This is a genomic window from Streptomyces sp. NPDC051576, from assembly GCF_040681835.1.
Lineage (GTDB): Bacteria > Actinomycetota > Actinomycetes > Streptomycetales > Streptomycetaceae > Streptomyces.
The window spans coordinates 134,038-159,647 of the sequence record NZ_JBFAZO010000005.1 but is presented as its reverse complement, the minus strand read 5'-3'; the positions used below and the strand labels follow the sequence as shown (position 1 = coordinate 159,647).

The 25,610-nt window shown below is 70.5% G+C and carries 25 protein-coding genes and 2 pseudogenes; 15 read left to right on the top strand and 12 right to left on the bottom strand.

Going from position 1 to position 25,610, the window contains the following annotated elements:
• Positions 1 to 44 precede the first annotated feature (44 nt).
• Positions 45 to 419: an STAS domain-containing protein gene (locus tag AB0M63_RS18055; RefSeq protein ID WP_366020054.1), complete on the bottom strand. Its 375-nt coding sequence runs from the start codon at positions 417 to 419 to the stop codon at positions 45 to 47.
• 221 nt (positions 420 to 640) lie between these two features.
• Between AB0M63_RS18055 and AB0M63_RS18050 the strand changes: the two genes are divergently transcribed.
• The 3 genes from AB0M63_RS18050 to AB0M63_RS18040 all read left to right on the top strand — a co-directional run bounded on the left by AB0M63_RS18050 (position 641) and on the right by AB0M63_RS18040 (position 2,931).
• A complete protein-coding gene (locus AB0M63_RS18050) occupies positions 641 to 1,711 on the top strand; it encodes a zinc-dependent alcohol dehydrogenase family protein (protein WP_366020053.1) in 1,071 nt (356 codons plus the stop codon).
• Positions 1,712 to 1,730: 19 nt separating this feature from the next.
• A complete protein-coding gene (locus tag AB0M63_RS18045) occupies positions 1,731 to 2,405 on the top strand; it encodes a pyridoxamine 5'-phosphate oxidase family protein (protein WP_366020052.1) in 675 nt (224 codons plus the stop codon).
• Between the two features lie 85 nt (positions 2,406 to 2,490).
• Complete coding sequence (locus AB0M63_RS18040) at positions 2,491 to 2,931, top strand: pyridoxamine 5'-phosphate oxidase family protein (RefSeq protein ID WP_355901638.1); 441 nt, start codon at positions 2,491 to 2,493, stop codon at positions 2,929 to 2,931.
• 132 nt (positions 2,932 to 3,063) lie between these two features.
• On the opposite strand, the gene AB0M63_RS18035 is transcribed toward AB0M63_RS18040, so the two are convergent.
• The 4 genes from AB0M63_RS18035 to ppdK form a co-directional block, all read right to left on the bottom strand.
• On the bottom strand, positions 3,064 to 4,683 hold the full coding sequence (locus AB0M63_RS18035) for an oleate hydratase (protein WP_366020051.1): 1,620 nt from the start codon (positions 4,681 to 4,683) through the stop codon (positions 3,064 to 3,066).
• Between the two features lie 169 nt (positions 4,684 to 4,852).
• Entirely contained in the window at positions 4,853 to 5,257 is a 405-nt protein-coding gene (locus tag AB0M63_RS18030; RefSeq protein WP_366020050.1) for a hypothetical protein, read from the bottom strand.
• A gap of 49 nt (positions 5,258 to 5,306) precedes the next feature.
• Positions 5,307 to 6,521 (bottom strand): globin domain-containing protein, encoded by a 1,215-nt coding sequence (locus AB0M63_RS18025; protein ID WP_366020049.1) that lies wholly within the window; start codon positions 6,519 to 6,521, stop codon positions 5,307 to 5,309.
• A 724-nt stretch (positions 6,522 to 7,245) separates the two neighbouring features.
• Positions 7,246 to 9,945, bottom strand: a complete 2,700-nt coding sequence (gene ppdK / locus AB0M63_RS18020) for a pyruvate, phosphate dikinase (protein WP_366020048.1) — start codon at positions 9,943 to 9,945, stop codon at positions 7,246 to 7,248.
• 218 nt (positions 9,946 to 10,163) lie between these two features.
• Between ppdK and AB0M63_RS18015 the strand changes: the two genes are divergently transcribed.
• From AB0M63_RS18015 to AB0M63_RS17975, 9 genes and pseudogenes are all read left to right on the top strand, one after another.
• Complete coding sequence (locus AB0M63_RS18015) at positions 10,164 to 11,882, top strand: GAF domain-containing sensor histidine kinase (protein WP_366020047.1); 1,719 nt, start codon at positions 10,164 to 10,166, stop codon at positions 11,880 to 11,882.
• A gap of 146 nt (positions 11,883 to 12,028) precedes the next feature.
• Entirely contained in the window at positions 12,029 to 12,751 is a 723-nt protein-coding gene (locus AB0M63_RS18010; protein WP_366020378.1) for a CBS domain-containing protein, read from the top strand.
• A gap of 31 nt (positions 12,752 to 12,782) precedes the next feature.
• Entirely contained in the window at positions 12,783 to 13,382 is a 600-nt protein-coding gene (locus AB0M63_RS18005) for a hypothetical protein (RefSeq protein ID WP_366020046.1), read from the top strand.
• Between the two features lie 214 nt (positions 13,383 to 13,596).
• Positions 13,597 to 13,791: a hypothetical protein gene (locus AB0M63_RS18000; RefSeq protein WP_366020045.1), complete on the top strand. Its 195-nt coding sequence runs from the start codon at positions 13,597 to 13,599 to the stop codon at positions 13,789 to 13,791.
• A 939-nt stretch (positions 13,792 to 14,730) separates the two neighbouring features.
• Positions 14,731 to 15,249, top strand: coding sequence for a DUF2231 domain-containing protein (locus AB0M63_RS17995; RefSeq protein ID WP_355901630.1), 519 nt, complete (start codon positions 14,731 to 14,733; stop codon positions 15,247 to 15,249).
• A gap of 101 nt (positions 15,250 to 15,350) precedes the next feature.
• A complete protein-coding gene (locus tag AB0M63_RS17990; RefSeq protein WP_366020044.1) occupies positions 15,351 to 16,244 on the top strand; it encodes a universal stress protein in 894 nt (297 codons plus the stop codon).
• Between the two features lie 344 nt (positions 16,245 to 16,588).
• Positions 16,589 to 17,161, top strand: a complete 573-nt coding sequence (locus AB0M63_RS17985) for a DUF2637 domain-containing protein (RefSeq protein ID WP_366020377.1) — start codon at positions 16,589 to 16,591, stop codon at positions 17,159 to 17,161.
• 197 nt (positions 17,162 to 17,358) lie between these two features.
• Positions 17,359 to 18,117 (top strand): DUF4118 domain-containing protein, encoded by a 759-nt coding sequence (locus AB0M63_RS17980; RefSeq protein ID WP_366020043.1) that lies wholly within the window; start codon positions 17,359 to 17,361, stop codon positions 18,115 to 18,117.
• A gap of 91 nt (positions 18,118 to 18,208) precedes the next feature.
• Positions 18,209 to 18,298, top strand: a pseudogene (locus tag AB0M63_RS17975) (SAM-dependent methyltransferase); the annotation flags it as partial.
• Between the two features lie 4 nt (positions 18,299 to 18,302).
• Here AB0M63_RS17975 and AB0M63_RS17970 read toward each other — a convergent pair.
• Positions 18,303 to 18,962, bottom strand: a complete 660-nt coding sequence (locus AB0M63_RS17970) for a peroxiredoxin-like family protein (RefSeq protein WP_366020042.1) — start codon at positions 18,960 to 18,962, stop codon at positions 18,303 to 18,305.
• Between the two features lie 132 nt (positions 18,963 to 19,094).
• Between AB0M63_RS17970 and AB0M63_RS17965 the strand changes: the two genes are divergently transcribed.
• Positions 19,095 to 19,694 carry a TetR/AcrR family transcriptional regulator gene (locus tag AB0M63_RS17965; RefSeq protein ID WP_366020041.1) on the top strand — a complete coding sequence of 200 codons (600 nt, stop codon included), beginning with the start codon at positions 19,095 to 19,097 and terminating at the stop codon, positions 19,692 to 19,694.
• A gap of 13 nt (positions 19,695 to 19,707) precedes the next feature.
• Here AB0M63_RS17965 and AB0M63_RS17960 read toward each other — a convergent pair whose 3' ends face one another.
• Positions 19,708 to 20,037 (bottom strand): TfoX/Sxy family protein, encoded by a 330-nt coding sequence (locus AB0M63_RS17960; RefSeq protein ID WP_366020040.1) that lies wholly within the window; start codon positions 20,035 to 20,037, stop codon positions 19,708 to 19,710.
• Between the two features lie 209 nt (positions 20,038 to 20,246).
• Between AB0M63_RS17960 and AB0M63_RS17955 the strand changes: the two genes are divergently transcribed.
• Entirely contained in the window at positions 20,247 to 20,978 is a 732-nt protein-coding gene (locus AB0M63_RS17955; protein WP_366020039.1) for a flavodoxin family protein, read from the top strand.
• Between the two features lie 3 nt (positions 20,979 to 20,981).
• On the opposite strand, the gene AB0M63_RS17950 is transcribed toward AB0M63_RS17955, so the two are convergent.
• The 5 genes from AB0M63_RS17950 to AB0M63_RS17930 all read right to left on the bottom strand — a co-directional run bounded on the left by AB0M63_RS17950 (position 20,982) and on the right by AB0M63_RS17930 (position 25,295).
• Positions 20,982 to 21,629 (bottom strand): hypothetical protein, encoded by a 648-nt coding sequence (locus AB0M63_RS17950; protein ID WP_366020038.1) that lies wholly within the window; start codon positions 21,627 to 21,629, stop codon positions 20,982 to 20,984.
• A gap of 106 nt (positions 21,630 to 21,735) precedes the next feature.
• A complete protein-coding gene (locus tag AB0M63_RS17945; protein WP_355901622.1) occupies positions 21,736 to 22,536 on the bottom strand; it encodes a hypothetical protein in 801 nt (266 codons plus the stop codon).
• Positions 22,523 to 23,182 (bottom strand): ABC transporter ATP-binding protein, encoded by a 660-nt coding sequence (locus AB0M63_RS17940; RefSeq protein ID WP_366020037.1) that lies wholly within the window; start codon positions 23,180 to 23,182, stop codon positions 22,523 to 22,525. Before AB0M63_RS17940 ends, AB0M63_RS17945 begins: the two co-directional genes overlap by 14 nt.
• Positions 23,183 to 23,193: 11 nt before the next feature.
• Positions 23,194 to 23,838: a helix-turn-helix domain-containing protein gene (locus tag AB0M63_RS17935; RefSeq protein WP_366020036.1), complete on the bottom strand. Its 645-nt coding sequence runs from the start codon at positions 23,836 to 23,838 to the stop codon at positions 23,194 to 23,196.
• A 920-nt stretch (positions 23,839 to 24,758) separates the two neighbouring features.
• Complete coding sequence (locus AB0M63_RS17930; protein WP_366020035.1) at positions 24,759 to 25,295, bottom strand: nitroreductase family deazaflavin-dependent oxidoreductase; 537 nt, start codon at positions 25,293 to 25,295, stop codon at positions 24,759 to 24,761.
• Positions 25,296 to 25,409: 114 nt separating this feature from the next.
• Here AB0M63_RS17930 and AB0M63_RS17925 point away from each other — a divergent pair.
• Positions 25,410 to 25,592: pseudogene (locus AB0M63_RS17925) on the top strand (hypothetical protein); the annotation flags it as partial.
• Between the last annotated feature and the right edge of the window lie 18 nt (positions 25,593 to 25,610).

Below are 25,610 nucleotides of genomic sequence, written 5' to 3'. Positions count from 1 at the left end.
GCGCGCCGGTCCTGAGCGTGGCAGGCCGCGCCGAAACGGCCGGCTCACGCGGAAGCGGGCAGACCAGGCAGGTCATCGGGCCACCGGGCATGGATGTCGAGGACGCCGGTCAGCCCCGTGCAGCGCAGGACGCGCACGAAGAGGGCACTGTCGGTGACCAGCCGCACCCGGCCCTGGCGGGCCCGTGCGCGGTTGTGTGCCCGGCACAGCACACTCAGCCCGGCGCAGTCGATGAAGGACACCGGACGCAGATCGAGCACCAGATCGGGTCGTGGACCGGCGGTCAGCCTGTCCAGGCGGGTCGAGAGCGGTGGTGCCGCCAGGACGTCGATCTCGCCCCGCAGGGTCACGACGGTCGCGTCACCGACCACGCGGTGCGTGGCGTGGTACGGCGTGGACCTCGTGTGGTTATCGGCCATGAGGAGAGGAAAGCGGGGCCGACAGGTGCCCGGAAGGGCCGTTCGGTCCCTGTTCGGCAGGTCCGACAGGTCCCGAACGCCTGTCTCACCGCCGGCTCGGCACGAAGGGTCCGTCCGGCGGGCGACGAGGGCCGGACGGCCCAAGCCAAGCTGACGACCGCCGGACAAGCTGGATGCGTAGGGCGATCTCCGTATGCGACCGGACGAAGGTGAGGAGCGTCATGAAGGGCTACGTCTTCCACGGCCCCGGGCAGTCCGCCTGGGAGGAGGTTCCGGACCCCGCCGTCAAAGATCCCACCGACGCCGTCGTACGCGTGATGGCCGTGACGATCTGCGGCACGGACCTGCACATTCTCAAGGGCGACGTGCCCGAGGTGCGCCCCGGCACAGTCCTGGGGCACGAGGCGGTCGGCGAGATCGTCGAGGTCGGCAGTGACGTGCGGACCGTGCGCCCCGGCGACCGGGTGCTCGTCTCCTGCATCAGCGCCTGCGGGCGCTGCCGCTACTGCCGGGAGAGCGCCTACGGCCAGTGCCGCGGCGGCGGAGGCTGGATCCTCGGCCACACGATCGACGGCACCCAGGCCGAGTACGTCCGCGTCCCCTATGCCGACCTGTCCGTGCACGCGCTGCCCAGCACGGTGGCGAGCAAGGACGCCGTCCTGCTGGCCGACATCTTCCCCACCGCGTACGAGGTGGGTGTGCTCAACGGGCGCGTACGCCCTGGCGACACCGTCGCCGTCGTCGGAGCCGGGCCCATCGGCCTAGCCGCGATCGCCACGGCGCGACTCTTCGCACCCGAGCGGATCGTCGCCGTAGATCTGGCCGCATCCCGGCTGGAGGCGGCACGGCGGTTCGGTGCCGACGCGGTGGTCGCCGCCGACGAGGCTCCCGAGCAACTGATCGCCGATCTCACCGACGGGCTCGGCGCGGACGTGGTCATCGAGGCCGTCGGTGTGCCGGAGAGCTTCGAACTGTGCACACGCACGGTGCGGCCCGGCGGCCACGTGGCCAACGTCGGTGTCCACGGCAGGCCCGCCACGCTGCACCTGGAAGACCTGTGGATCAAGAACGTGACCATCACCACGGGTCTGGTGGACACCTACTCGACACCCACCCTGCTGCGCATGGCGGCGGCCGGCCGGCTGCCCACCGCGCAGCTGGTCACCCACACCTTCCCGCTGGACCACATGGCGGAGGCGTACGACGTCTTCGCCCGGGCCGCCGACACCGGCGCGCTCAAGGTCGTGCTCGGCGAGAAGCCGCACGACGACGTCGCCGTCCGGGCGGCCTGACGAGAGGACATGACGGGCCATGACCGAACAGACAGAGGCGATGGTGGCGGAGGGCCCGCCCGCGGGCGACCTGGGCCGCCGACTCGCCGCCCGCCGCATCGAACTCGGGCTGTCCCAGGGACGGACGGCCGCACGGGCCGGCATGGCCACCAGCTATCTGCAGTACCTGGAAGAGCATGCCGGCTCCGCACCGACCCGCGGTGCGCTGCTCAAGCTGGCCGGTGTGCTGGAGACCACGGTCTCGGCGCTCACCGGTGGCGACGTCGATCTGCCGCCCGGTACCGGACAGGCCGCGCCTGCCCCCGAGTTCACCGAACTCAGCAGGACCGAGTGCGGTGATCTGCTGTCGACGCACGGGGTGGGACGGCTCGCGCTGTCCACGGACCAGGGGCCGATCATCGTGCCGGTCAACTACAGCGTGGTCGACGGCACGATCGTCTTCCGGACCGCACGCGGCACGACCCCGTCGCAGGCCGACGGCTGCCGGGTGGCCTTCGAGGTCGACCGCATCGACGACGTGTTCAGCCAGGGCTGGAGCGTGCTGGTGCGCGGGCACGCACGCCTGGTGACGGATCTCGGCGAGCGGCTGCGCATCGCGGACCAGTCCCACAGCACACCGTGGACGGGCGGCCGACGGGACCTGTGGATGCGCATCGAGCCGTCCGCGGTCACAGGACGCCGGATCGCGGTCTGACCCCGGTTCTTCCACGCCGGCCGGTGATGGTCCCCGGCCGGCGGTTCCGGCACAGGGCGGCTTCAGGCGAGAGACGAGAAGACAGATGGACGCCAACGACGGTTTCCGCGAACTGGACCGGCAGGAATGCATGCGCCTGCTGGCCACGGTGCCCGTGGGACGCATCGTGTACACGCGACGGGCGTTGCCCGCCGTCCTGCCGGTCAACTTCGGCCTGGACGGCGACGGCGCGGTGCTGCTGCGGACCTCGGCCCTCTCGGACCTGGCGAACGCGGTCGACGGGGCGGTGGTCGCCTTCGAAGCCGACGAGGTGAACGCCGCCGCCCACTCCGGCTGGAGCGTCGTCGTCACCGGCGCGGCCACCCGGGTGACCGACCCCACCGAGCACGCACGCCTGCTGCGCACCGGGCCGCGTTCCTGGGTGCCGGCACCGCAAGAGGTCTTCGTACGCATCGAACCGGAGCTGGTCACCGGGCGCGGACTTGTCGGAGGCCACAGCGAGTACGGTGTGCGCTTCGCTCCCTGACCACGTGAACGGAGCGACACCGCGGGGGATCGGTGCCGCTCCTGTCCTTACTGTCGCATGGGCGACGGTGTTCCCACAGGTGCCGATGGGCCCCGGCCATGGGGCCGGGGGTCCCTCATGTCTCAGGCCCGGCTATCGGCGGTGCATGGTCTCCAGCGCGGCCGCCAGCACATGCGGATCGTGGTGGCCCTTGTAGACCTCCGGCGGTTGCTTCTCCAGCTTCAGGAGCTGTGCCACCGCCGCCCAGGCCGTGCGCACGGAGTACTCGACGGTGAAGACGACGTCGTCGGGCACCTCCGCGAACTGTCCGATGAAGGCGAGGTTGACCGAGCCCTCCGGGACGACCTTCGGCCGGTCGTCGCGGCGTCGGGCCAGGAACTGGCTGGTGATGTACGGCATCACACAGGGCACGACGGTGGAGGTCGCCAGGACCCGTGCCGCCGTCCGCTCGTCGAACGGGAGGTGGTGCAGCACCTCTTGGAGGATCTCGCGCCCGGAGCACATCGTCATCGGCTTGGGCGTCTGGTTGCCGGTACGGTCGGGGAAGAGGCCGTAGCCCCACCAGACGCCGACGTCCTCCGGCTGGTCGCGGTAGACGGGCTGACGGTTGGCGACGATGGTGAGCAGCCAGTTGGAGTCGGTGAAGGTCATCAGGCCGCCCTTGCCGGACGGACGGCCGCTGAACTCCTCCAGAGCGTTCAGGAAGGCGGGGTCCTTCGACGTGACGGTGAACGACTCCCAGCGGGACTCCTTGACGTGCTTGTCGAAGACCGCCGGGTCGCCGAAGTCGTCCCGTCCACGGGCCAGTCGGTGCCACAGCAGCCAGGCGTCCGAGCGCTGTGGAGCCGGTGGCGGCGCGGAGGTGTGGGAGCCGAGGCTGGAGGCATCGGTCATGGAGCCGTTGGTGACGAGGACCAGGTCCTCGGGCGTGACGGTGATCTTCTCGTCCTGTCCGTGCCGGCTCAGGTAGAGGGTCTCGACCGTGTTGCTGCGGATGCCCGGGGTGAACCCGAGGTCGGTGACCCGGCAGCCGGTGTGCAAGGTGACGCCCTGCTCGCGCAGCCAGGCCGTCAACGGCCGGACGATGGAGTCGTATTGGTTGTAGCGGGTCCGGTGGATGCCCGACATCGACGCGAACTCGGGGAAGAGGTGGACGAAGCGCCTCAGGTACCGGCGGAACTCGATCGCGCTGTGCCAGGGCTGGAAGGCGAACGTGGTGCACCACATGAACCAGAAGCTCGTGGTGAAGAAGTGCTCGCCGAAGCAGTCGGTGATCCGCTTGGCGTCCAGATGCCCCTCAGGGGTGGCCAGGCAGCGGATCAGCTCCAGCCGGTCGCGCTCGGAGAAGCCCATCGAGGTCGTGTCCACGATCCTGCCGTCCCCGTCGACGAGTCGCGCGATGTCGTCCCAGGCGAAGTCCTCGTGTCCGGCGAGGGTTTCCTCAGTCACCGAGACGGCGGGGTCGTCGAGGGTGGGGATGCCGGACAGCAGGTCGTACGTGCAGCGGAACTCGGCCTCGAACATCCGCCCGCCCCGCATGGTGTAGCCGATGTCCGGTGTGCCGCCCGCGTCCAGGCTTCCGCCGACCGTGCGCTGCTCCTCGAAGAGGTGGATGTCGGATCCCCTGAAGCCGCCGTCCCGGATCAGGAACGTGGCCGCGGCCAGCGCCGCGATTCCGCTGCCCACCAGATATGCCTTCGCCATCACACAACTCCTCGTTCTCGCCGGTCGATCGGGAACCGCACACCCCACGGTTTCCTGCCGCGGGGGACCCCGTCTGTGGGCCGTTGGTCACCTCGGGGGCCCGGACGGCCCCGGTAGCGCGAGTCACTGATGTCGACACACCGCAGACGAGGGCCCGGTCGGCGAACTGTCGCCGACCGGGCCCGTGTTCAACTCGGACTCACACAGTGCGGTCGCCCTACGCCGCGCTGTCGGGGCCGACTCCGCGACGGGACTCCGGGCTTCCACCGCGCCACGGCGGGGCCGTGGTCCGGCGGCCGTCGCCCCGCGGGAGAGCGGTCTTGTCGATCTGACCGCGCAGCCGGTCCTGGAGCCGGTCGACGACCTCCGTACCCGTGGCCTCCTCGGCCGTGGCGGTCACTTGGCGACCGCCGACGTGCAGGTCGGCTGTGGCCAGCCACGGGTGGCCGGCATGGTGGGCGCCTGCCCGGACGATGCGCACCTCGCCCGTGACAGCGGGCAGTCCGGGCCTGCTCACGACGACATCGATCTTCGTACGGGCGTATGCCAGCGTGTCCTGGCCCACAGGGCCGTCGGAACGCAGCCGCACGGCGGGTACGGCTTGGGTGTGGTCGGTGGCCATGGGGATTCCTCCATCGCGCTGCTTCGGGATGTCGAACATTCGGAGCGGTTCAGGCCGTGGTGCCGGGGAGCCACAGGTCGGGGCCGAAGACCTCGTAGCGGATGCGGCGTGCGGGCACCCCGGCGTCGAGCAGTTGCCCGCGGACCGCTCGCATGAAGGGGAGCGGTCCGCACAGGAACACCGTGGCGTCGGCGGGGAGTTCGATGTCCCCCAGGTCTATCAGGCCTGTGCGGGCGCCGGGTTCCTCCGCGCCCGGGTGCTCGTACCAGAAATGGGCCTGAGCGGAAGGAAGTTGACCGACCAGGTCATGTGTCTCGGAGCGCAGGGCGTGATCGCCGGGGGAGCGGTCGGCGTGCAGGACCAGTACGGGGCGGGCGGAGCCGACGGCGGCCAGGTGGGCCAGGATGCCCGTCATGGGGGTACAGCCGATGCCGGCCGAGACCAGTACCACCGGGGTGGTGGCATCGGCCGGTTCGTCGAGGAAGACATCACCGAACGGCGCGGACAGCGTCAACTCGTCCCCTTCGCGGACGCGATCCTGCAGCAGGGCGGACACCTCGCCGTCGGGCGCGGAGGCCTCGCCCGTGACCCGCTTCACGGTGATCCGCCGCAGGTCACCGCCCGGGTCCGAGGACAGGCTGTACTGGCGGAGTTGGCGAACCCCGTCGGGCATGCGCACGCGGACGCTCACGTACTGGCCGGCGCGCGCCCGTGGTGCCGGTGCGCCGTCCGCGGGGCGGAGCAGGAAGGAGACGGTGTCGGGGGTCTCGGTGCGGCGTTCCACGACCGTCCAGGGCCGCCAGATCTCGCCGGGCCGGACGCCCGCGTCCTGGTAGAGGCGGGCCTCCTGGCTGATCAGGGCACCGGCCATCAGCCAGTAGACCTCGTCCCAGGCGGTGGCCACTTCCGGGGTGACAGCGTCCCCGAGGACCTCGGCTATCGCACCGAACAGGTACTTGTGCACGATCGTGTACTGATCCTGGGTGACCCCGACGGCGGCGTGCTTGTGAGCGATCCGGGCCAGCAGAGCGTCCGGTCGGGTGTCCGGTTCGGCGAGCAGCGCGGTGGCGAAGGCGGCGATCGACCCGGCCAGAGCCTGGCGTTGGGCGCCGCTGGCCTGGTTGCCGCGGTTGAACATGCCGTCGAGCAGGTCCGGCCGGTCCTGGAACATCGTGCGGTAGAACCGGGTGGTGATCTCGTCGAGCGCTCCGGCCACGGCGGGCAGGGTGGCACGGACGAGGACGGCGGATTCCGCGGACAGCATGGAGACCTCCGGAAGAAGGCGAACGAGAGGGAAAGGGGCCGCGTCGTGTTGGGCGGCGGTCTTCTGTGTAGCAGGCGGCGGCACCGGTTTCTGCGCCGTTTCCGGGCAGCGGCCCGAAAGGGGCCGAAGGACCCATCACCCGAGGAGGATCGGCCCCCACGACGCTTCTCCGACCGGAGCCGGACGGCTCCGCGGTGTGGTCCTCTCGGCCCCTGCAAGGACCGACCAGGGCGCCGGACGGTACGCGGTCGGAAAGCGGACGACGTCTCAACTCCACCTGATCGGCGCTGCTGCGGGTATCTGGCCGACTGAACTCCATCGGAGCCCGCGCGGTTGCGCGTGCATTCATCCGAGAACGAACCAGGCGGCGCCTCCGCGAACGTCGTCGTCCTCGGCATCGCCGAACGCAACCGACAGCCCATCACCTTCTGGCAGTTCCACGGGGAGGACGGCCGCGTTGGTCGACGCCCTGTGCCCCGAGCACCAGCCGTCGCACTCGGCGCCGCAGCACTGGTGCTGCTCGTCCGGTCCGCCACGGCCGCCACATCTCCCGCTTCGTCTCCGGCGAGCATCCCGCAGGCACTGCGTTACCGGGCCGCACGGCGGGCGGCACCCTGGTCGCGGGCGGCGAGTTCCCCATCGTCATCGCAGGACCCGCCGTCACCTCAGCGCACGGGCCCACAGTCGTCCGTGACCGGCCTCTGCTCATGGAGCCCGGCCCTCGTCACCTGCTGTCGCTCGACCCCGTTTCCGGGAGGGCGGCCCGTCCTGCCTCCAGGCGGGCGACCGGGACGCGGAACGGCGAGCAGGAGACGTAGTCGAGTCCCGCCGTGTGGAAGAAGTGGACCGAGTCCGGATCGCCGCCGTGCTCACCGCAGACGCCGATCTTCAGGTCGGGCCGAGCGGCACGGCCTTCGTCGACCGCGATCCGGACCAGTCGGCCCACACCCGCGCGGTCGAGCGTCTCGAAGGGCGAGGCGGCGAAGATGCCCTTGTCGAGATAGGTGGAGAAGAACGCGGCCTCGACGTCGTCGCGGGAGAAGCCCCAGGTCGTCTGGGTCAGGTCGTTGGTGCCGAAGGAGAAGAACTCGGCCTCCTCGGCGATCCGGCCGGCCGTGAGCGCGGCCCGGGGCAGCTCGATCATCGTGCCGACCGGGCAGTGCACGGGGACGCCGGACTCCTCGGAGACCTCGGCCAGGACGCGTTCCACCTCTTCGCGTTCGATGCGCAGTTCCTCGACCGCGCCGACCAGCGGCACCATGATCTCCGCCTCGGGGGAGCCCCCGGCCCGGGTCCGGGCCACGACCGCCTCGGCGATCGCCCGCACCTGCATGGCGACCAGGCCCGGCACGACCAGGCCCAGTCGGACCCCGCGCAGACCGAGCATGGGGTTCTCCTCGTGCATGCGGTTCACGGCGTCGAGCAGCTCGGTGTCGTGCGGCTCGGGTGCGATGCCCCGGGCCTCGGCGGTGGCGATGCGCACGGCGAGGTCGGTCCGGTCGGGCAGGAACTCGTGCAGGGGCGGGTCGATGAGCCGGATGGTGACCGGCAGACCGTCCATCGCCTCCAGGATTCCGATGAAGTCCCGCCGCTGGAGCGGCAGCAGGGCGTTCAGCGCGGCCTCCCGCTCGGACTCGTCGCGGGCCAGGATCATCGCCTCGACCAGCTTGCGGCGCTCGCCGAGGAACATGTGCTCGGTACGGCAGAGTCCGACGCCCTGTGCCCCGAACCGTCGGGCCCGGGCGGCGTCCTCGGGGGTGTCGGCGTTCGCCCGCACCTCCAGCCGCCGTACACCGTCGGCCCGGTCCATGGCGCGGGCCACGGCCTCGACCAGCCCGGCCGACCGCTCGCCCGTCTCGAAGTACCGCATCGCGGCGGAGTCCATCAGCGGAGCGGCACCCAGATACACGGCGCCCTCGGAACCGTCGACCGAGACGACGGTGCCCTCCTCGACGACGGTGTCGCCCACGGTGAAGCGTCGCGCCCCGGTGTCCACGGTGATCTCCTCGGCGCCGCACACGCACACCGTGCCCATGCCGCGCGCGACGACTGCCGCGTGGCTGGTCTTGCCGCCGCGGCTGGTCAGGACGGCCTGGGCGGCGATCATGCCGGGCAGGTCGTCGGGGGTGGTCTCCTGCCGTACGAGAACGACTTTCTCGCCCGCGGCGGCCCGGCGGACCGCCTCGGCTGAGTCGAACACCGCGGCACCCACGGCCGCACCCGGCGAGGCCGGCAGGCCGTGCGCGAGCGCCTCGCCGACGGCCGAGGTGTCGAACCGGGGGAACATCAGCCGCGCGAGGCCGTCCCCGTCGACCCGGGCCAGGCCCTCGTCGGCGGTGATCAGGCCCTCGTCGACCAGTTCGGCGGCGATGGCGAACGCGGCCTCGGCGGTGCGCTTGCCCACGCGGGTCTGCAGCATCCACAGCCGGCCGCGCTCGATGGTGAACTCGATGTCGCACAGGTCGCGGTAGTGGGTCTCCAACGTCCGCAGGTGGCCGCGCAGTTGCTCGTAGGACGTCGGGTCCAGCTCTTCCAGGGCGGTCAGCGGGACGGTGTTGCGGATACCGGCGACGACATCCTCGCCCTGCGCGTTGGCCAGGTAGTCGCCGTACGGGCCGGGCTGCCCGGTGGCCGGGTCCCGGGTGAAGGCGACGCCGCTGCCGCTGCTTGTGGATGTCACTGTGGCGCCGAGGTTGCCGAACACCATGGTCTGCACGTTGACGGCGGTGCCGAGGTCGTCGGCGATGTGCTCGCGGTGACGGTAGACCCGGGCGCGCTCGCCGTTCCAGGACTCGAAGACGGCGAGGACCGCCCGGCGCAACTGCTCGTCCGGGGACTGCGGGAAGACCTTGCCGGTCTCCCGGTGGATCAGTTCCTTGTACGTCTCGACCAGCCCGGACAGGTCCGACGCGGTCAGGCCCAGGTCGTCGGCCGCACCCCGGGCCCGCTTGAGGTCGGCGATGGCGTTCTCGAACAGGGCGCTGTCGACGCCCATGACCGTGCTGCCGAACATCTGCACAAGGCGCCGGTAGGAGTCCCAGGCGAAGCGCTCGTTCCCGGAGACCTTCGCGAGGCCGAGGACGGAGTCGTCGTTGAGCCCGATGTCGAGGATCGTCTCCATCATGCCGGGCATCGAGAACCGTGCCCCGGACCGGACGGACAGCAGCAGCGGGTCGTCGGACTGGCCCAGCCGGCGTCCGGCGACCCGTTCCAGGGCCGTCAGACGCTCGGTGATCTCGTGGGCCAGCCCGTCGGGCTCGGTGCCGGTGGTGAGGAAGGCCCGGCAGGCCTCGGTGGTGACGGTGAAACCCGGCGGGACGGGCAGGCCGAGCCGGGTCATCTCGGCCAGGTTCGCGCCCTTGCCGCCGAGCAGGCCGGCCTGGTCACGGCCGCCCTCCGCGAAGTCGTACACGTAACGGACCATGACGCCGGTCTCCTCCGTCGGTCTACGGGTGGATACAGCTCCAGCGTCCGACCGGCGGGACCACAGAGGCAGGTGCTGTCGGTCCTCGCCGTTGGGCCGACCGGCCCTGGTCGGCCACCTGGTGAACTCGTCGGGATTGGCTACCGAGTTCTGCGGCCGACCACTACCGTGGCACTTGATCGGACCCGTGGGTGTCCGTCCGACCTGGAGGAGCAGCGGTGGGAAGCCCCGAGGAGGCCCGAGTACGTCTGCCTCACCTGCGGCTCGACGAGCTGCTGGAGGAGTTGCAGGCACGGCTGGACGCGGCCCGCGGTACCCGCGACCGGGTCCACAGCCTGCTGGAGGCGGTGCTGTCGGTCGGCCGCGAACTGGACCTGGAGCAGGCCCTGCACAGCATCGTGGAGGCCGCGGCGGTACTCGTCGACGCGGAGTACGCGGCGCTCGGGGTGATCGGCCCGGACGGCAGGCGGCTGTCGGCCTTCCACACCGTGGGGGTCAGCGAGGAGCAGATCGCCAAGATCGGCCCGTACCCGGAGGGGCACGGCATTCTCGGCGAGCTGATCCACCACCCCGAGCCCCTGCGGCTGGCGAAGATCGCCGAGCACCCGTCCTCGTACGGCTTCCCGGCCCACCACCCGCCGATGAACACCTTCCTGGGCGTCCCCATCCGGGTGCGCGACCAGGTCTTCGGCAACCTCTACCTGACCGAGAAGCGTGACGGCGCCCAGTTCGACGAGGAGGACGTCTCGGTCACCCTCACCCTCGCCGTGGCGGCCGGAGTCGCGATCGACAACGCCCGGCTGTACGAGGAGTCACGGCTGCGTGAGCGCTGGCTGCAGGCGAACGCGGAGATCACCCACCGGCTGATGTCGGACGCCGAGCGCAGCGAGGTCCTCGCCCTGATCGCCGAGCGGGCGGGCGAGATCACCGGCGCGGCCCTCGCGGCGGTCGCGCTGCCCATGGAGGGCACCGGGGTGCTCGCCGTGGAGATCGCGGTCGGGATGGACGCCGAGGCGCACCAGGGGCTCGTGCTGGCCATGGACAGCAGCCTGATGGGGCTCGCCTTCTCCGCCGCGGCGCCGGTCACCAGCGCGGACGTGGGCCGCGACGAACGCATCTCCTTGGAGCCGCCGCGTTTCGGTGGACTCGGCCCCGCAGTTGCCGTCCCCATCGGCACGGGCGAGGCGGGGGCGCGCGGCGTGGTCCTGCTGGCACGGGAGACGGGCCGGCCGGTGTTCACCGCCACGGAGACCGAAACCCTTCAGGCCTTCGCCGCGCAGGCCGCCGTCGCGATGGAACTGGCGGAGCGCCGCCAGACCGCGGAGGAGGTCGCGGTACTCCAGGACCGTGACCGCATCGCCCGTGACCTGCACGATCTCGCGATCCAACGGCTGTTCGCCACCGGCATGACATTGCAGAGCGCCGGCCGCTTCATCGAGCACGAGGAGGCCGCCGAGCGCGTGGCGCGCGCGGTCGACGACCTGGACGAGACCATCAAGATCATCAGGTCGACGATCTTCGGCCTGCGGTCGCGCGACGGCGCCGGGGAGGCGGGGCTGCGGGCCCGCACGGTGAGGGTGGTCGGGGAGGCCGCGCCGGTGGTGGGCTTCGCGCCCAGCGTGCGGATGGAAGGCCTGCTGGACACCGACGTCCCCAAGGAGATCGCCGACCACATCGTGGCGGTCCTCTCCGAGTCCCTGACCAACATCGCCCGGCACGCTCACGCGACCCGGGTCGAGGTGGTGCTGGCCACGGACGGCCGGACCGTACACCTCACGGTCACCGACAACGGTGTGGGCGTCCCGGACGGAGGCCGCCGCAGCGGCCTGCGCAACATGGCCGAGCGGGCCGAACAACTGGGCGGCCGCATGGAGCTGACCGCACCTGACGGCGGCGGAACCACGCTGACGTGGCGGGTTCCCCTGAAGAAGCCGTAGGGCACGGGGCGCGGGGAAATCCCGCGCCCCGCCACGGACGAGCCCCTCGGTCCCGGGACCAGGGCCGCCCGGCCCATGCCCCGGCGCGTGTGATGGTGGACGCTGGAAGTGTGACGCAGGACGGCATCCGAGCACTGGAGGACGCCATGGCCGGCACGCCCTACCTCGTGAGCGACCTGATGACCCGCACCGTGGTCTCACTTCGCGCGGGAGCGGCCTTCAAGGACATCGCGAGGACCATGCGGCAGTGGAAGGTCAGCGCCCTCCCCGTACTGGACGACGACCACCGTGTCATCGGTGTGGTGTCCGAGGCCGACCTGCTGCCCAAGGAGATCTTCCGCGACGGCGATCCGGACCGCTCCGAGCGACCGCACCACCGGTCCGACCTGACCAAGGCCGACGCCGTCACCGCCGAGAACCTGATGACCGCGCCGGCCGTCACCGTGCACGCGGACGACACCGCCGGCCTGGCCGCACGCCTCCTGGCACGGCACAACCTCAGGCGCCTGCCCGTCGTCGACGCGGCGGGAGTGCTGCAGGGCATCGTCAGCCGCACCGACCTGCTCAAGGTGTTCCTGCGGGACGACGCCGACATCGCCGACGAGGTGCGCCGGGACGTCGTCGCGCACACCTTCACGGCCCCCGTCGGACCGATCGAGGTGGAGGTCCACGACGGCGTCGTGAGACTCACCGGCCGAGTACGGGACACCTCACTCGTCCCCGTAGTGACCCGTCTGGTGCGGGCCGTCGAGGGCGTGGTGGACGTGGACTGCGCGCTGTCCGGGCCGCTCCGTCACCCCGACCTCGACCCGGACCTGCCCGACGACGAGCGGACCGGCTGGGTGGGCGGCGCCGGAACCGTGGTCTGACCGTCACGACACTCAAGGAGGTGTCGACCCCATGGCACGGGCACAGCGGGCGAAGCCGACCGGAGTGTGGTTCTGGCGCTGGCGGCACAACCCCCTGCGGCGCCACAGCGACGTCGTCGAGGCCAGGGTCGTACTCGCCGCGTGGACGCTCGCCCTCCTGGCCGGAGCCATCGCCGGCCAGGCAGCCGCGACGGAGACCGACCACTACCTGACCGAACGCCGGGCGGACATACACGCGGTCGCCGCCGTGCTGACCGAGGACGCTCCGAAGACCTCGGCCGTCACGACCGGATTCGACGACGGCAAGGTATGGGCGAAGGTGCGCTGGACGACGGACGGCGTCACACACACCGCGCGGGCGAAGGTCGAGCCACGCGCCACGGCGGGCACCCGCATCACGGCGTGGGCCAATCGTGCCGGTGCTCTGGTCCCCGAACCTCCCACGGCGACGGAGCACACCCTGGGCGTGCTGGGGAACGGAGTGCTCGTCGGGTCCGGCGCCTGCTCCATGGTGCTGGCAGGCGGATGGCTGATACGTCGGCGCCTGCTACGACAGCGCCTGGCCGAATGGGACGCGGAATGGAAGCGCGTCGGCCCGCAGTGGCGCAACCGCAGCGGCGGAAAGGGCTGACGGGCGGCCGGAGTCGACCGTGCCCCCGCCTTCATACGCCCGACACCGCCACGGCGGTCGGGCAGCCCGACAGCCCGACCGGCCAGGGGCCGTACGGCCCACCCGCAAGGGCCCCATCGGACCCCGCTCCGCCCCTCTCGGCTCAAGCACCCCGGCCTGCGCCGTAGTTGGCTGGAAGCAAGGAGAAGGACAGCGATCAGGGAGGGCGAGGACAGTGGGTACCAGTCTCACACCGGAGTTCTGGGAGAGGTTCGCGGTGCTGCTCGTGCTGGCGATGGGACTGACCTGCGTCCTCGCCGCGTTCTTCGACGATCTCGCGGTCCGGATGCTGCACCGGGGGACTCACCGGACGCCGCCGACGCCACACCAGCCGGTCCGGACGGACCACCGCACGTCGGTGCACTGCTGACGTGGCTGCCGGACAACTCATCGAGCGGGCCGGGGACTTGCTCCCCGGCCCGCCGCGGTCGATGCCCAGGACCGCGATCGCGTCCTCCGGCACACGACCCGTCCGCCACGAAGGTGCCCGGGAGGTGCCATGGACGTTCCCAGCGACGCCTCGGCCTCCGCGCCGCGCGCCGCTCACGAGCGATTCGTGACCTCCTCACGGCCCGAGCCACAGGGCATGCGGAGTCTCGTGGCCGACTCGTGGCGACGGTGCGAGGCAAGTGACGTACGCCCCGACGGCAGTTGCAGTCCACCGCTCCGCTGGGCGCCCGTAGAACTCGACGCCTATCGCCGGGCCCACCCCCTCGCCGCCGTACTGCCCCTCGGCGACGCCGCACGGTCAGCCTCGACCTGCTGCCGTGCACTCTCAGCCGCGCCCAGTCCCATGGACGCGCTGACCCCCCCAGGCCAACATCGCCAGCCCAAGGCCGCATCGCGGCGGGCACCATGCGCCCGGCGCAGGTTCTGGTCCTCGGCGCCGTCGTCTCGGCGTACGACGTACGCCCCGCGTCACGAGGGTAGGTGGAGTCCCTGGGTGCCCGGTTCCTCGACGTCCAGAGCCCGCCGAACGAGGAACCGAACCCGGAGGTGAAACGTCATGAACAACCTAGACCTCCTCACCGGGATCACCGTGTTCGTGCTGAGCGTGCTGGTCGGCATCGAGGTCATCAGCAAGGTCCCCGCGACCTGCACACCCCGCTGATGTCGGACTCAACTCGGTGCACGGCACCGTTGTCATCGGCGCCATGCTGATCGCCGCCGAGTCGCACACCTCGCTCGCCTGCGCGCACTCGTCGAGTCGCCGATGTGTCTGGGCTCAGAGGGAGCTGAGAGGTTCCTGTGCCACGCTGGCGCGCGCCTGTTCGGCGCCCCCAAGGCCCAACCCGCTGGAGAAGCCCACATGAGCCTGGTCAACGGCCTGCCCGCGCACATTCTGCTCGTGCATTTCGTCGTCGTACTCGTCCCCCTGACCGCGCTGGCCCTCGTGGTCGGCGCGATCCGGCCGGGTGCGGCGCGGCGCATGGGCATCGTGCTGCCGCTGGTGGCCCTGGTCACCCTTCTGAGCGTGCCGCTCACCACCCAGGCCGGCGAATGGCTGGAGCGGCACGTCGACGACAACGCCCTGGTGCGCCGGCACACCGAACTCGGCGACGGCCTGCTGCCCTGGGCGGCGGGCCTGTTCCTGCTCGCGGCCGTCGTCTGGTGGGCGGCCCGTCGTACGGCCGCGTCCGGAACGGGCACCGAGGGCAACCCGCGCTGGTCCGCCACATCCGTGCGCGTGGTCGTCGCGGTCCTGTCGGTCGCGGTCGCCGCGGGAGCCGTCGTGGACGTCTACCGCATCGGTGACTCCGGCGCCAAGGCGGCCTGGAAGGACGGCTACTCCAAGACGGCGTCGGGCGGGGAAGGCGACGCGGGCTGAGCCCCAGTGGGCCGATCGGGCCCCCGACAGGGACCTCAGGCCCCTCCTGCCACCCGCGTGTGCGGCCGGAGACTGACGGTGCATCCTGAAGGAGGTCGCACATGTCCGCCATCACCGTCGGTCTCGACGGCTCCCCCGAAAGCCTCGCCGCCGCGGACTGGGCCGCCCGCGAAGCGCTGCAACGCGATGTACCCCTGCGTCTCGTGCACGCCGGTGACTCGCTGCGCCCCCTGTACGCGCCGTTCACGGGGTTTCCGACCCTCGACGTGACCGACGTGCAGCGCGAGTGGGCCGCCGACCTGCTGCGCGAGACGGAGTCCCGGCTCGCGGCGGCCCACCCCGGGCTCCGGGTCACCGGCCGCCAGATCGAGGAGCAGGTCGTCCCGGCCCTGTTGACCACCACCGAGGACAGCGAACTGCTGGTCATCGGGTCCCGCAGGCTCGGTGCCGTTGCCGGGTTCCTGGTCGGTTCCGTCGCGCTCGCCCTCGTGGCGCGCGCCGAGCGGCCCGTCGTCCTCGTACGGGCCGGCGAACACGCCGAGGACGAACATCTGCCGGATGCCACGGGCGCCGGCTCGATCACCACCCCGTACCGCGACGTCGTCCTGGGACTCGACACCGAGAACCCCTGCGACGCGGTGGTCGAGTTCGCCTTCGAGGCGGCCCGCCGCCGAGCGGCCGGTCTGCGGGTGGTCCACGGCTGGACCGAACCGACGGCCGACGGCTACGGCGCCGCCCTGGACGCCGAGCAACTGCGGCGGGAACTGGGTGATGTCCTGCGGCCCTGGCAGGACAAGTTCCCCGGCGTGGAGGTCACCGCGCAGACGGCGATCGGCGGCGCCGGCCGTCACCTCGTGCACGCCTCACGCGACGCGGCGCTGGTCGTCGTAGGAAGCGAACGGCGCCACGCCTCGGTGGGCGGCCACATCGGACCCGTGACACACGCGGTACTCCAACACGCCTCCGCGCCCGTCGCGGTGGTGCCGCACGACTGACGAGGGTGGGTGGAGGAATCGCGGCAGAGGTGTGAGCTGTCCAGGTCCCTCCGGGCTCCGGACGGCCCACGCGAGATGTGGGCGGGGCTCGCCGCTATACGCCGTGTATGGTGCGGCTTGTCCTTCGTCGTGGCTCTCACCTGGGCTTATGGCCTAGCCGGGGTGCTGTGGGTGGCCTGGGCACCGCTCCCTTCTACCTGGGAGTTCCCGGAACTTCCCGCGCAAGTGTGCACTGGTTGTGCACTGGGGGACGGCGTCGGGCTGCTGGTCGACCCGGATGCGAACCGTCGGAAAAGGGCCATCCAAAGGGGCGGACGGACGCTCAGGGTGCGGCGGTGGCGTCGATGACTCATGGCGCCGAGGCCGATCAGGAGGTGTCCCGGCTCAGTGAGTTCGATCTTGACGCGTGGGTCCGGCCGCTCTGTGCTCTGGTGGTTGCGGGCGTCGCCGCATACGCCTCGTACATCCATCAGCGGAAGTTCGCGCTGCAGGGCGGAGCGGATCGTGTCAGTGCCTCGTTGTGGCCGTTGTCCGTGGATGGCCTCTTACTCCTGGCCACGGACGGCCTGTTGAAGCCTTCCGGCGCGCGCACGCTGCGTGCGCGAGGGGCTCTGTGGTCAGCGTTCCTCCTGGGGATCGGGGTCTCGTTGGCCGCGAACATTGCGGCGGTGCCGGCTTTGGAGTGGCAGCCGGTGCTTGTCGCCGGATGGCCTCCGGTCGCGTCGTTGCTGTCGGTGGAGCTCCTGGTGCACCGCTCGGCCGACTCGATGGCTGACGGGGACGTGTTGGAGAGTGATGGCCACTCGGCAGGGTGGAGGTGGAAGGAGCGCATGCCCGACCGCCTCCTGACCGTCGCCGAGGCCGGCGAACTGCCCGGCACGGGGGGAGACAGCGTCGTCCGCCGTCTGATCGCCTGACACATCTGCTACGTCAACCTCGGTCGCCCGATCACCACCGGCTGCTGTCGGGTCGGCGCGTCAAGGCGGCGTCAACGTCCAGATGATTGCCGCCAGGGGTGCGTCAAGACTCGTGCCCTGCGGTGTGGGAAACGAGTTCAGTGGGGGGAGGAGCATGCGCGCAAGAGCTGCCGCGTGCGCGCAGGAGGTGGATCCGTATGACCGGCTATCCACTGCGGGACCGGCTGGCTCTGGCCGCGGCCCTGCTGGGGCCGTTGTTGGTGGCGTTGACCCTCGTGCCCTTCCGCACCGATCTGTCGAACACCAACGCCGCGCTGATCCTTGTCGTGGCGGTCGTCGCGGTCGCAGCTGTCGGTAACCGGGTCGCCGGCGCGGTCACGGCGCTGTCGGCCACGGCCTGGTTCGACTTCTTCCTCACCCGTCCGTACGAGCGCTTCACCATGACCGACACCGACGACATCGAAACTGGTGTGCTGCTCCTGGTTGTCGGTTTGATCGTGTCCCAACTGGCCGCTCGCGCCAGACGGCTTGAGGTGATCACCGTGACGGACGCCGACCACCTCCGCCGAATCCACGAGACGGCTGACCTCAGCCGTAGCGCCGGCTCCGGCGATGCCGTAGTCGAGCATGTGCGGCGTCAGTTGACCGAACTGCTGGCACTGCAAGGGTGCCGTTTCGAGTACGGAACGCTCATCGGCCGGCCTCCGCGGCTGGAGCGGGACGGGGCGTTGGCAGTCGGTCGTCGGCACTGGGACGTCGACGCCAGTGGCTGGCCCGAGGGTGAGATCGAGGTGCGGACCTACGGCAACGGCCACTACTTCGGGCGGTTCATGCTCGACCCTGCTCCGGGCGTCGTGCCGTCGCTCAGGGCACGGCTGGTTGCGGTGACGCTGGCCGACCAGGCGGGCGCAGCCATGGACACGGCGGGGTTGGCGAACGGGCGCACGCGAAGCTGAGGTACGTGAGGCTGCGTCCGAAGGGCAAGCGGGTGCCGGACCCCTCGGGGCGCAAGCAGTCCTGGCTCCAGGCTCGCCGGGGTCCGGCGCGGAGGAGCGCGAGCGACTGCGCGCGGCTTTCCCCGACCGGACGCTGGAAGAGACCTATGTGGTCGATCTGTTGGCGGCCGCTCGCCCGTGATGCGCTAGCGGGGTTCGTCGAGTGCGTCCACCGCGGCCAGGATGTCGGCGGGTTCGGCGCGGGTGGTGTAGTCGGCGTCGACGAAGGCCCAGCGGATCGTGCCGTCACGGCTGATGACGTAGGTGGCGGGCAGCGGGAGGGTGCGTGGGTGGCCGTCGTTGACGCGCTGGAGGTCGAAGCCGAGCTCGTCGTAGACGGCGGCGAGGTCGTCGGGGAGGTCGAAGGCGAGGCCGTACTGCTTGGCGGTGTCGGAACCGATGTCGCTGAGCACGTCGAAGGCGAGGCCGTGCTTCTCGGTAAGGGTGAGTGACTCGTCGGGGATCTGCGGGGAGACGGCCACGAGGCGGGCGCCACGTGCGGTGATGTCGGTGTGGTGCTGCTGGAGGGCACGCAGGGCGAGGTTGCAGTACGGGCACCAGGCGCCACGGTAGAAGGTCAGCACGACGGGGCCGTGGACGAGCAGGTCCTCCAGGGCCACGGACTCGCCGGTGGCGGAGGGCAGTTGGAAGCGCGGGGCGTCGGCACCGCAGGTCAGGGCGCGGTCGACCTGCCCGGAGGCGGCCAGTTCCCGTACCGCCCGCTGCATGATCTCCCTCGTCCCTGCGGGGATCTGTTGCTGGCGGGCCTTGTAGAAGGTGCGCAGTTCGGCGTTGAGGTCGGTCACGGTGCTCGATCCTCCCGGTCGGCGTCCGACTAACTTGGAATGACCGTTTCAAGATATGGGAGTCCGCGATCTCATGCCAAGGGGGTGCGAGGGATATCTTGAAATCGACGTTCCAAGATGACGGGGTGGAGCATGCCGGACATCAAGCACTTCGACCCGGACGCGGTCCTGGATGCCGTGGTCCGGCTGTTCTGGCGCCAGGGCGTGGCCACGACGGGGATCCAGGACGTCGTGACCGCGACCGGCCTCAACCGTTCCAGCCTCTACGCCACCTTCGGCGGCAAGCAGGAGCTCTACCGCGCCGCACTGCGCCGCTACCTGGATCAGCGGTCCCGGCCGGCGTTCCGTCGTCTCGCCGACGACGGGCGGGGACTGCCTGCCGTCGCCGAGTTCTTCACCGGACTCATCGAGGCGCGGTGCACCGGCGAGCATGCCCGCTGGGGATGCCTGGTCTCCAATGCGCACGCGAGTGCCGAGAGCGGCGATCCCGAGGTTCGCGCTCTGCTCGACCGACACCACCAGGAACTGCGGGACGCCCTGTACACGGCGCTCGTCGCGGCCGAGGCGCGGGGACAACTCGCCGCCGAAGTCGGCCCGCGTGCCACAGCCGAACTGCTGGCGCTGCTTGCCTACGGCGTGAATCTGCGCTCCCGCGCGGGAGCCGACGCCGAAGCACTACACGCGACGGTGCACAACGCCCTGCAAGCCCTCGGTAGCGGAACCGCCGTGTGACGAGGGGCCGGCCTCACTTGGCCGGCAGACCCGCCGCGAAGGCGCGACCCTCCTCGATCCACCCGCTGAGCACGTCGTCCTCCGTGACAGCGGATCCCGCGACTACCACCCAGCCGCGCATCGGGCGGCCCGTCATGTCGAAGATCCGTACGCCCGGCCTGGCCAGGGCCTCGTCCGTGGCGTCGGCACCGACCCGCACCATGAGGTCGTCGCCGGTTACGCCGACGGCCATGTTGCCGCGGTGCAGGAAGGCGATGCCTCCGAACATCCGCTTCTCGGTGATGTCGGGATCCGTCCCCAGCCGCTCCCGGATTCGCTCGGCCAGCCCTTCGTCGTACGGCATCAGGTGCAGCCTTTCCGATCGGTGAGCCGGTGTTCGGGGTCGCGCAGGTCCCTGGTGGGGTTGGACAGCGTCAGGATCCCAGCTGTTGCCGGTGAGCGCGCGACATCGGTCGGAATGGTGACGAGTGAAGGACAAAGCGCGACAAACGGATATCCATGCGAGAGGCTGCGGCTGGACCCGTCCCCGCACCTCATACGAAGGAGCCTGCCATGACGACCGCGAACTCCGCCGACGACGTGTACCGCTTCGACGACCTCACAGCCCTGTTCATCAACTGCACCCTCAAGCCCTCCCCACAGCAGAGCCACACCCAGGGACTCATCGACAAGAGCGCGGCGATCATGATGGAACGCGGGGTCACCACGTCCGAGATCCGGGCCGTCGACCACGACATCGCCACCGGCATCTACCCGGACATGACCGAGCACGGCTTCGCCACCGACGCCTGGCCGGCCTTGTACGAGCAGGTGTTGGCCGCGGACATCCTGGTGCTCGCCGGACCGATCTGGCTGGGCGACAACAGCTCGGTCACCAAGAAGGTGATCGAGCGGCTCTACAGCTGCTCCGGACTGCTCAACTCCGTGGGACAGTACGCCTATTACGGCCGTGTCGGCGGCTGTCTGATCACCGGCAACGAGGACGGCGTGAAGCACTGTGCCATGAACGTTCTCTACAGCCTCCAGCACCTGGGCTACACGATCCCGCCTCAGGCCGACGCCGGCTGGATCGGACCGGCGGGCCCTGGACCCTCGTATCTCGACCCCGGATCGGGCGGCCCGGAGAACGACTTCACCAACCGCAACACCTCCTTCATGACCTGGAACCTGATGCACCTGGCGGCGATGCTCAAGCGCGCCAAGGGCGTTCCCGCACACGGCAACGTGCGCTCGGAGTGGGACGCGGGCTGCCGCGCCGACGCGCCGAACCCGGACTACCGCTGAACCCTAGGCGTTCAGCGGTACGCCGTGTTCGTCGGCGAAGATGCGTCGGCACTGACCGTTGCAGAAGCCGTGGACGGTGTTCTCGTGGTCCAGGGTGAGGTCGGTGGAGTTCAGGTCGACGGTCATGCCGCACACCGGGTCGATGACGGTGCCGGGCGGAAGGTCGCCCGTGGGGATGTCCGCGATGGCGTCGCGGTGCGGGGCGGTCATGTGCTGGATCAGGTCGAGGCTGCCCATGGGGCGGCCGTACATCCCGAGACTGCCTTCGGCGATGCCGAGGACGTGGATCAGAGTGTGCGGCTGGTCGCGGAGGCGGTCGGGGTTGCGGCCGGCGTCCGCCTCGGCCTCGGCGAGGGCCTGGGTGAGGCGTTCGATGGCGTGGGCGCTCATCTCCTTGCGCCAGGCGGCGGGGGCACTGACGCGGATCAGGTAGCGGGGCGGGTCGGTGGGGTCCGTCGGGTGACGGTCGCCCGTGATCCAGGCGGCCGGTTCGTGGATGAGGACCTGGGTCAGGGCGCGGGCGGAGTCCATGACGGCCTCGGCGTGGGCGTCTTCGGTGCTCATGAGCGCGTCGATGAGCCGCCTGCCGAGCTGTTGGCGCTGTGCCGGGGTGAGGACGCCTGCGGGTGCGAAGAGTTCGATGAGAATCATGGCTTCATGCTCGATCGGCGCGCTGCGGCGGTCGTCGTACCGGGGGAGCGGGTTGTGGGTACTCCGAGGGGAGTCGTGGGCTGCTACGGCGGGAGTACGGCGTCCGTCAGCCGTCGGTGCGCGTACGGTTCCGTGTTCTGATCTTGAAGATGACCAGCCCTACGGCTCCGAAGGCGCCCGCCCAGGTCAGGCCGAGGGCGAGGTGGCCCCAGAGCGTGGTCTGGCCGAAGGAGCCGCCGACGGCGAACTGCATGGGGCCGAAGGAGGGGAACCACTCCAGGACGGGCTTGTTGGCGAGCGGGTTGCCCAGCGGGTTCTGCAGGAAGGTGTCCATCAACCCGCCCATGATGATCAGAAAGAAGCCCTCCAGATCGTGCCTGACCAGGACGCCGAGGAGCAGGCCCAGGGCGCCGTAGGTGAGCGCGATGACGGTGAAGCCGGCCAGCACGGCGCACCAGCCGACAAGGCCCGGGCGCCAGAAGGGCAGCATCGCGACGGCGGTGTAGAGGGCGATGGCTGTGGCGACGAGGGCGACGGCGAGGGACTTGGCTCCGATGAGCGTGCCGTGCCGGTATCCGGAGAAGACCAGGCGCCGGTCGAACGCGAGGGCCTTGCGGACGGCGTCGAAGACGACGAACCCGGCGATCATCGTGACCGAGTTGAGACCGGCGGAGATCAGGGTCAGGTGACCGCCGTCCACGTGCAGAACCTCGCCGGTGGCGTACAGCCTGAAGTCCAGCGGCGTCCGTCCGGCCATGGCGTCCATCATCAGGTACCAGGCGGGGACGAACAGGGCCAGCAGCAGTCCGGCGAGCCGGTTGCGCGTCTGGTCGCGCACGCAGAACCGCAGAGCGGTCGGGAACTGGCCGTACAGCGGCCGGAGTCGGACGGCGTCAGGCGCCGACATGCTGGTCCTCCCTGGACGTGGTGCGGGGGGTGAGACGGCCGTCGGTGAGGTCGGCCAGCAGGTCGAAGCGGTCCTGTTCGAAGACGAGATGGGTGATGACCACGACAGCCTTGCCCCGGGTTCGGAGGTCCTCGACCAGGTCCCAGAAGCGCAGGTACGTCTCCCAGTCGAAGCCCTGGTACGGCTCGTCGAGGAGCAGGACATCCGGGTCGTGCAGGAGGGCCAGGGTGAGGTTGAGCTTCTGGCGGGTGCCGCCGGACAGTTCGTCGACGACGGAAGTCGCGTACTGCCCGTAGCCGAGGAGGGCGGCGAGTTCGCGGGCCCGGTCCACGTGTGGCAGGCGGTGGGCTGCGGCGAAGTAGCGCAGGTGCTGTTCGACGGTGAGGCTCGCGTTCAGGACGGGGTCCTGCGGGCAGTAGCCGAGGGTCCCGGACAGGGAAACCTCGCCGCGGTCCACGGGCAGGGTGCCGGCCAGGATTTTCAGCAGCGTCGACTTTCCGGCACCGTTCTCCCCGACGACGGCGACGAGTTGTCCGGGTGCGACGGTGAGGTCGGCGCCGCGAAGGACGGGGCGCTTGCCGAAGGACTTGTGGATGTCGCGGGCCTCAAGTACTTGCTCGCGTACGGGTGTTGACCCGGGTGCCATGTGCGGTCTCCTTAGGGGGCGTCTCCTTGTGTTTCCGGTGGTGCGGCGTTCAGCCCGCCCGCGTAGATGCTGAGCATCTCCGGGGCCCAGCGCGTCATCCCGCCGGCCGACAGCGGGTCCGTGCCGAGGACTTCGGCGAGGCGGTCGCGCAGCAGGAACAGGGCCAGGTCGTTGGCGAGGAGGAAGGCCGCGCGCACGGCCGGGTCCCGGCCGGGGTCGGCCAGTCCGGCTGCGGCCAGACCGTCCAGCGCGGCCCTGCTCAGCTCGTACAGTCGCCGGAACAGCAACCGCCCGGCGTCCGTGTCGGACACCAGCAGCCGACGGAGGTAGCCCGGCAGTGGCGAGTCGTCCGGGAGGTGCCGGGCGAACGCCTCGCTCAGCGAACCCGTCCCGGCGCCGGGGTCGAGCAGCTCGGCTCCGCCCTCGCCCGTCAGTTCGCCGAGCATGGCCTCGAAGACGTCCAGCACGTGCTGGTCCACCTCTTGGCGCAGCTTTTCCTTCGATCCGAAGTGGTGCACGACCAGGCCGGGCGACACGTCGGCGGCAGCGGCGATCTGCCGCATCGTCACCGTCTCCGGGCCGTTGGCGGCGAACAGACGCAGGGTCTCGTCGCGGATGACCGCACGGGTGGTTCGGTCATCCCGGATTGAACGCATGTACAGAATGCTAAACAATCGTTCAATCGATGTCCAGAGGGCGAGGTGAAGGCCCATCCCGGCTGCGTATCCCAAGTGGCACGGGGAGTCGGGAACGGTGTGCCCGTGGTGGCCGTCGTGGTGGACACTCCGGCCGGCAATACGCCTCCCGGCGGATGTGGGATGCCCTTGCCGGGCGTGCCGTCCGGGATGCCCGGACGGGTGGGCATCCCGAACGGAGCTCCCGAGGTCGCTGCGATCGCGGCGGCGGCCCCGAGGGCGCGGGAGGCATGTCGGCGTCCTGCCGGGAAGTTCATGTCCCGCCCTGCCGGACCGGGCCCCTGATCCTCCGGTTCCCGCACTTCGCCGACCGCGTCCGTCGGTCCCGGTCCGCGTTTGTCGGCATGCGTCGAGCGCTGCCGTCCTGTGCTCTCCGCGGCAGCCGGGATCATGGCAGACCTCGGGGAGGCGCAGCGGACTCCTCTTCTCCGTGGCTTCGGTGGGCGTCATCCTGTAGCCACCCATGGATTGCGAGGGGCGCAGCCACAGTGGCACCGCTGAAGCTCACGGCGGTGGGAGGCCCGTCGGCGGCCAGTGCTCGCCTCCACCCGCGACACGGTGCCGATCACTCCTGGGCGCCAGGCAAGCCCGGCCGCCGACTGGTCCCCCATATGATTGTTGCACAGTGCAAAAGTTGATGCCAGTGCTGTGGGATGCCTTTTCGGACCACTCCCGTGCCCACCCAGCTCCCGGCTGACCCTGGTTCTTACGAGACCCTGACGCCGGGTGCGCATCGTGCCATCGCAGCCGCGTCGTGCGTCACTCTGGTTCTGTTCGGCGCCCGTTGTGGAGGGCGGTCGTCACGGCTTAGGGAAGCGGCAGCCGTGAAGCGGCGCCCCGGGCCGATCCCGGGGCGCCCGGCCCGCTGCAAGCCGATACATCTAGCTCTTCGCGGCAGTCGACCCAGGTCCGGTGCCCAGCCGTACGAAGGGAACGGCCCGGCCGGCCTCCCGGAATCCGGCGCCGGTGCCGTCCGGGGCAAAACCCATGAACGCGCACAGGCGGCGGGCTGTCCGTGGGTGCCTTCGGGCGTAACGAGTCATGATCTCGGCGCCGTCGACCGCGGCCAGGAAGCGGGCGGTGACAGCATGGTGACTGCCGCCCACCTCGATGACGGTCTTCGGATCCGCGCGCAGATTGCGGTACCAGGCCGCCCTCGGGCCGAAGCCGGACGCGACGATCCAACTGGTGTCGTCCGGCTCGTGCTCCACCACTTCGAGGACTACTCGGCGATCGAGCCCGGTGACGCGGCCCGTGTGGTGGAGCAGGAGCAGTCGTCCGCCGAAGATCCATCCCAGTCCCCAGCGGAAGAGGAGGATCGGTACGCGCACGACGAAGCGCCGCCAGCCGGTGGGGAGTTGGGGCCGTCCTGGTGCGGTCTTTCGGTGGGGCATCTGCGCCTTCCGGAGGTCCTGCATGTCGGCTCCCGGCCTCCGTTGGGTAAAGGGCCGGGCCCGAGAGCCCTTCCCTCACATGAACCTTTGCGTAGTCTAAAGGTGGGGAGGGATGTCTGTGTCAAAAGGAAAGCGGACGGCTCTTTCTACCCTCTCGGCGACCGGGCGGACCTGATCAAGGAGCCCGATGCGGAGCGCGCCCTGGAGGCCCTGCGTGAGGACCTGGTCCGGCACGCGTCAGGGCCGCTCCATGACGACGCCGCGATGTTGCTGCTCCGGTATCACGGTCATGGGGAAGGAAAATCTGTTCCCATCGGGTGAGGGGGCGGCGCCTGCGGC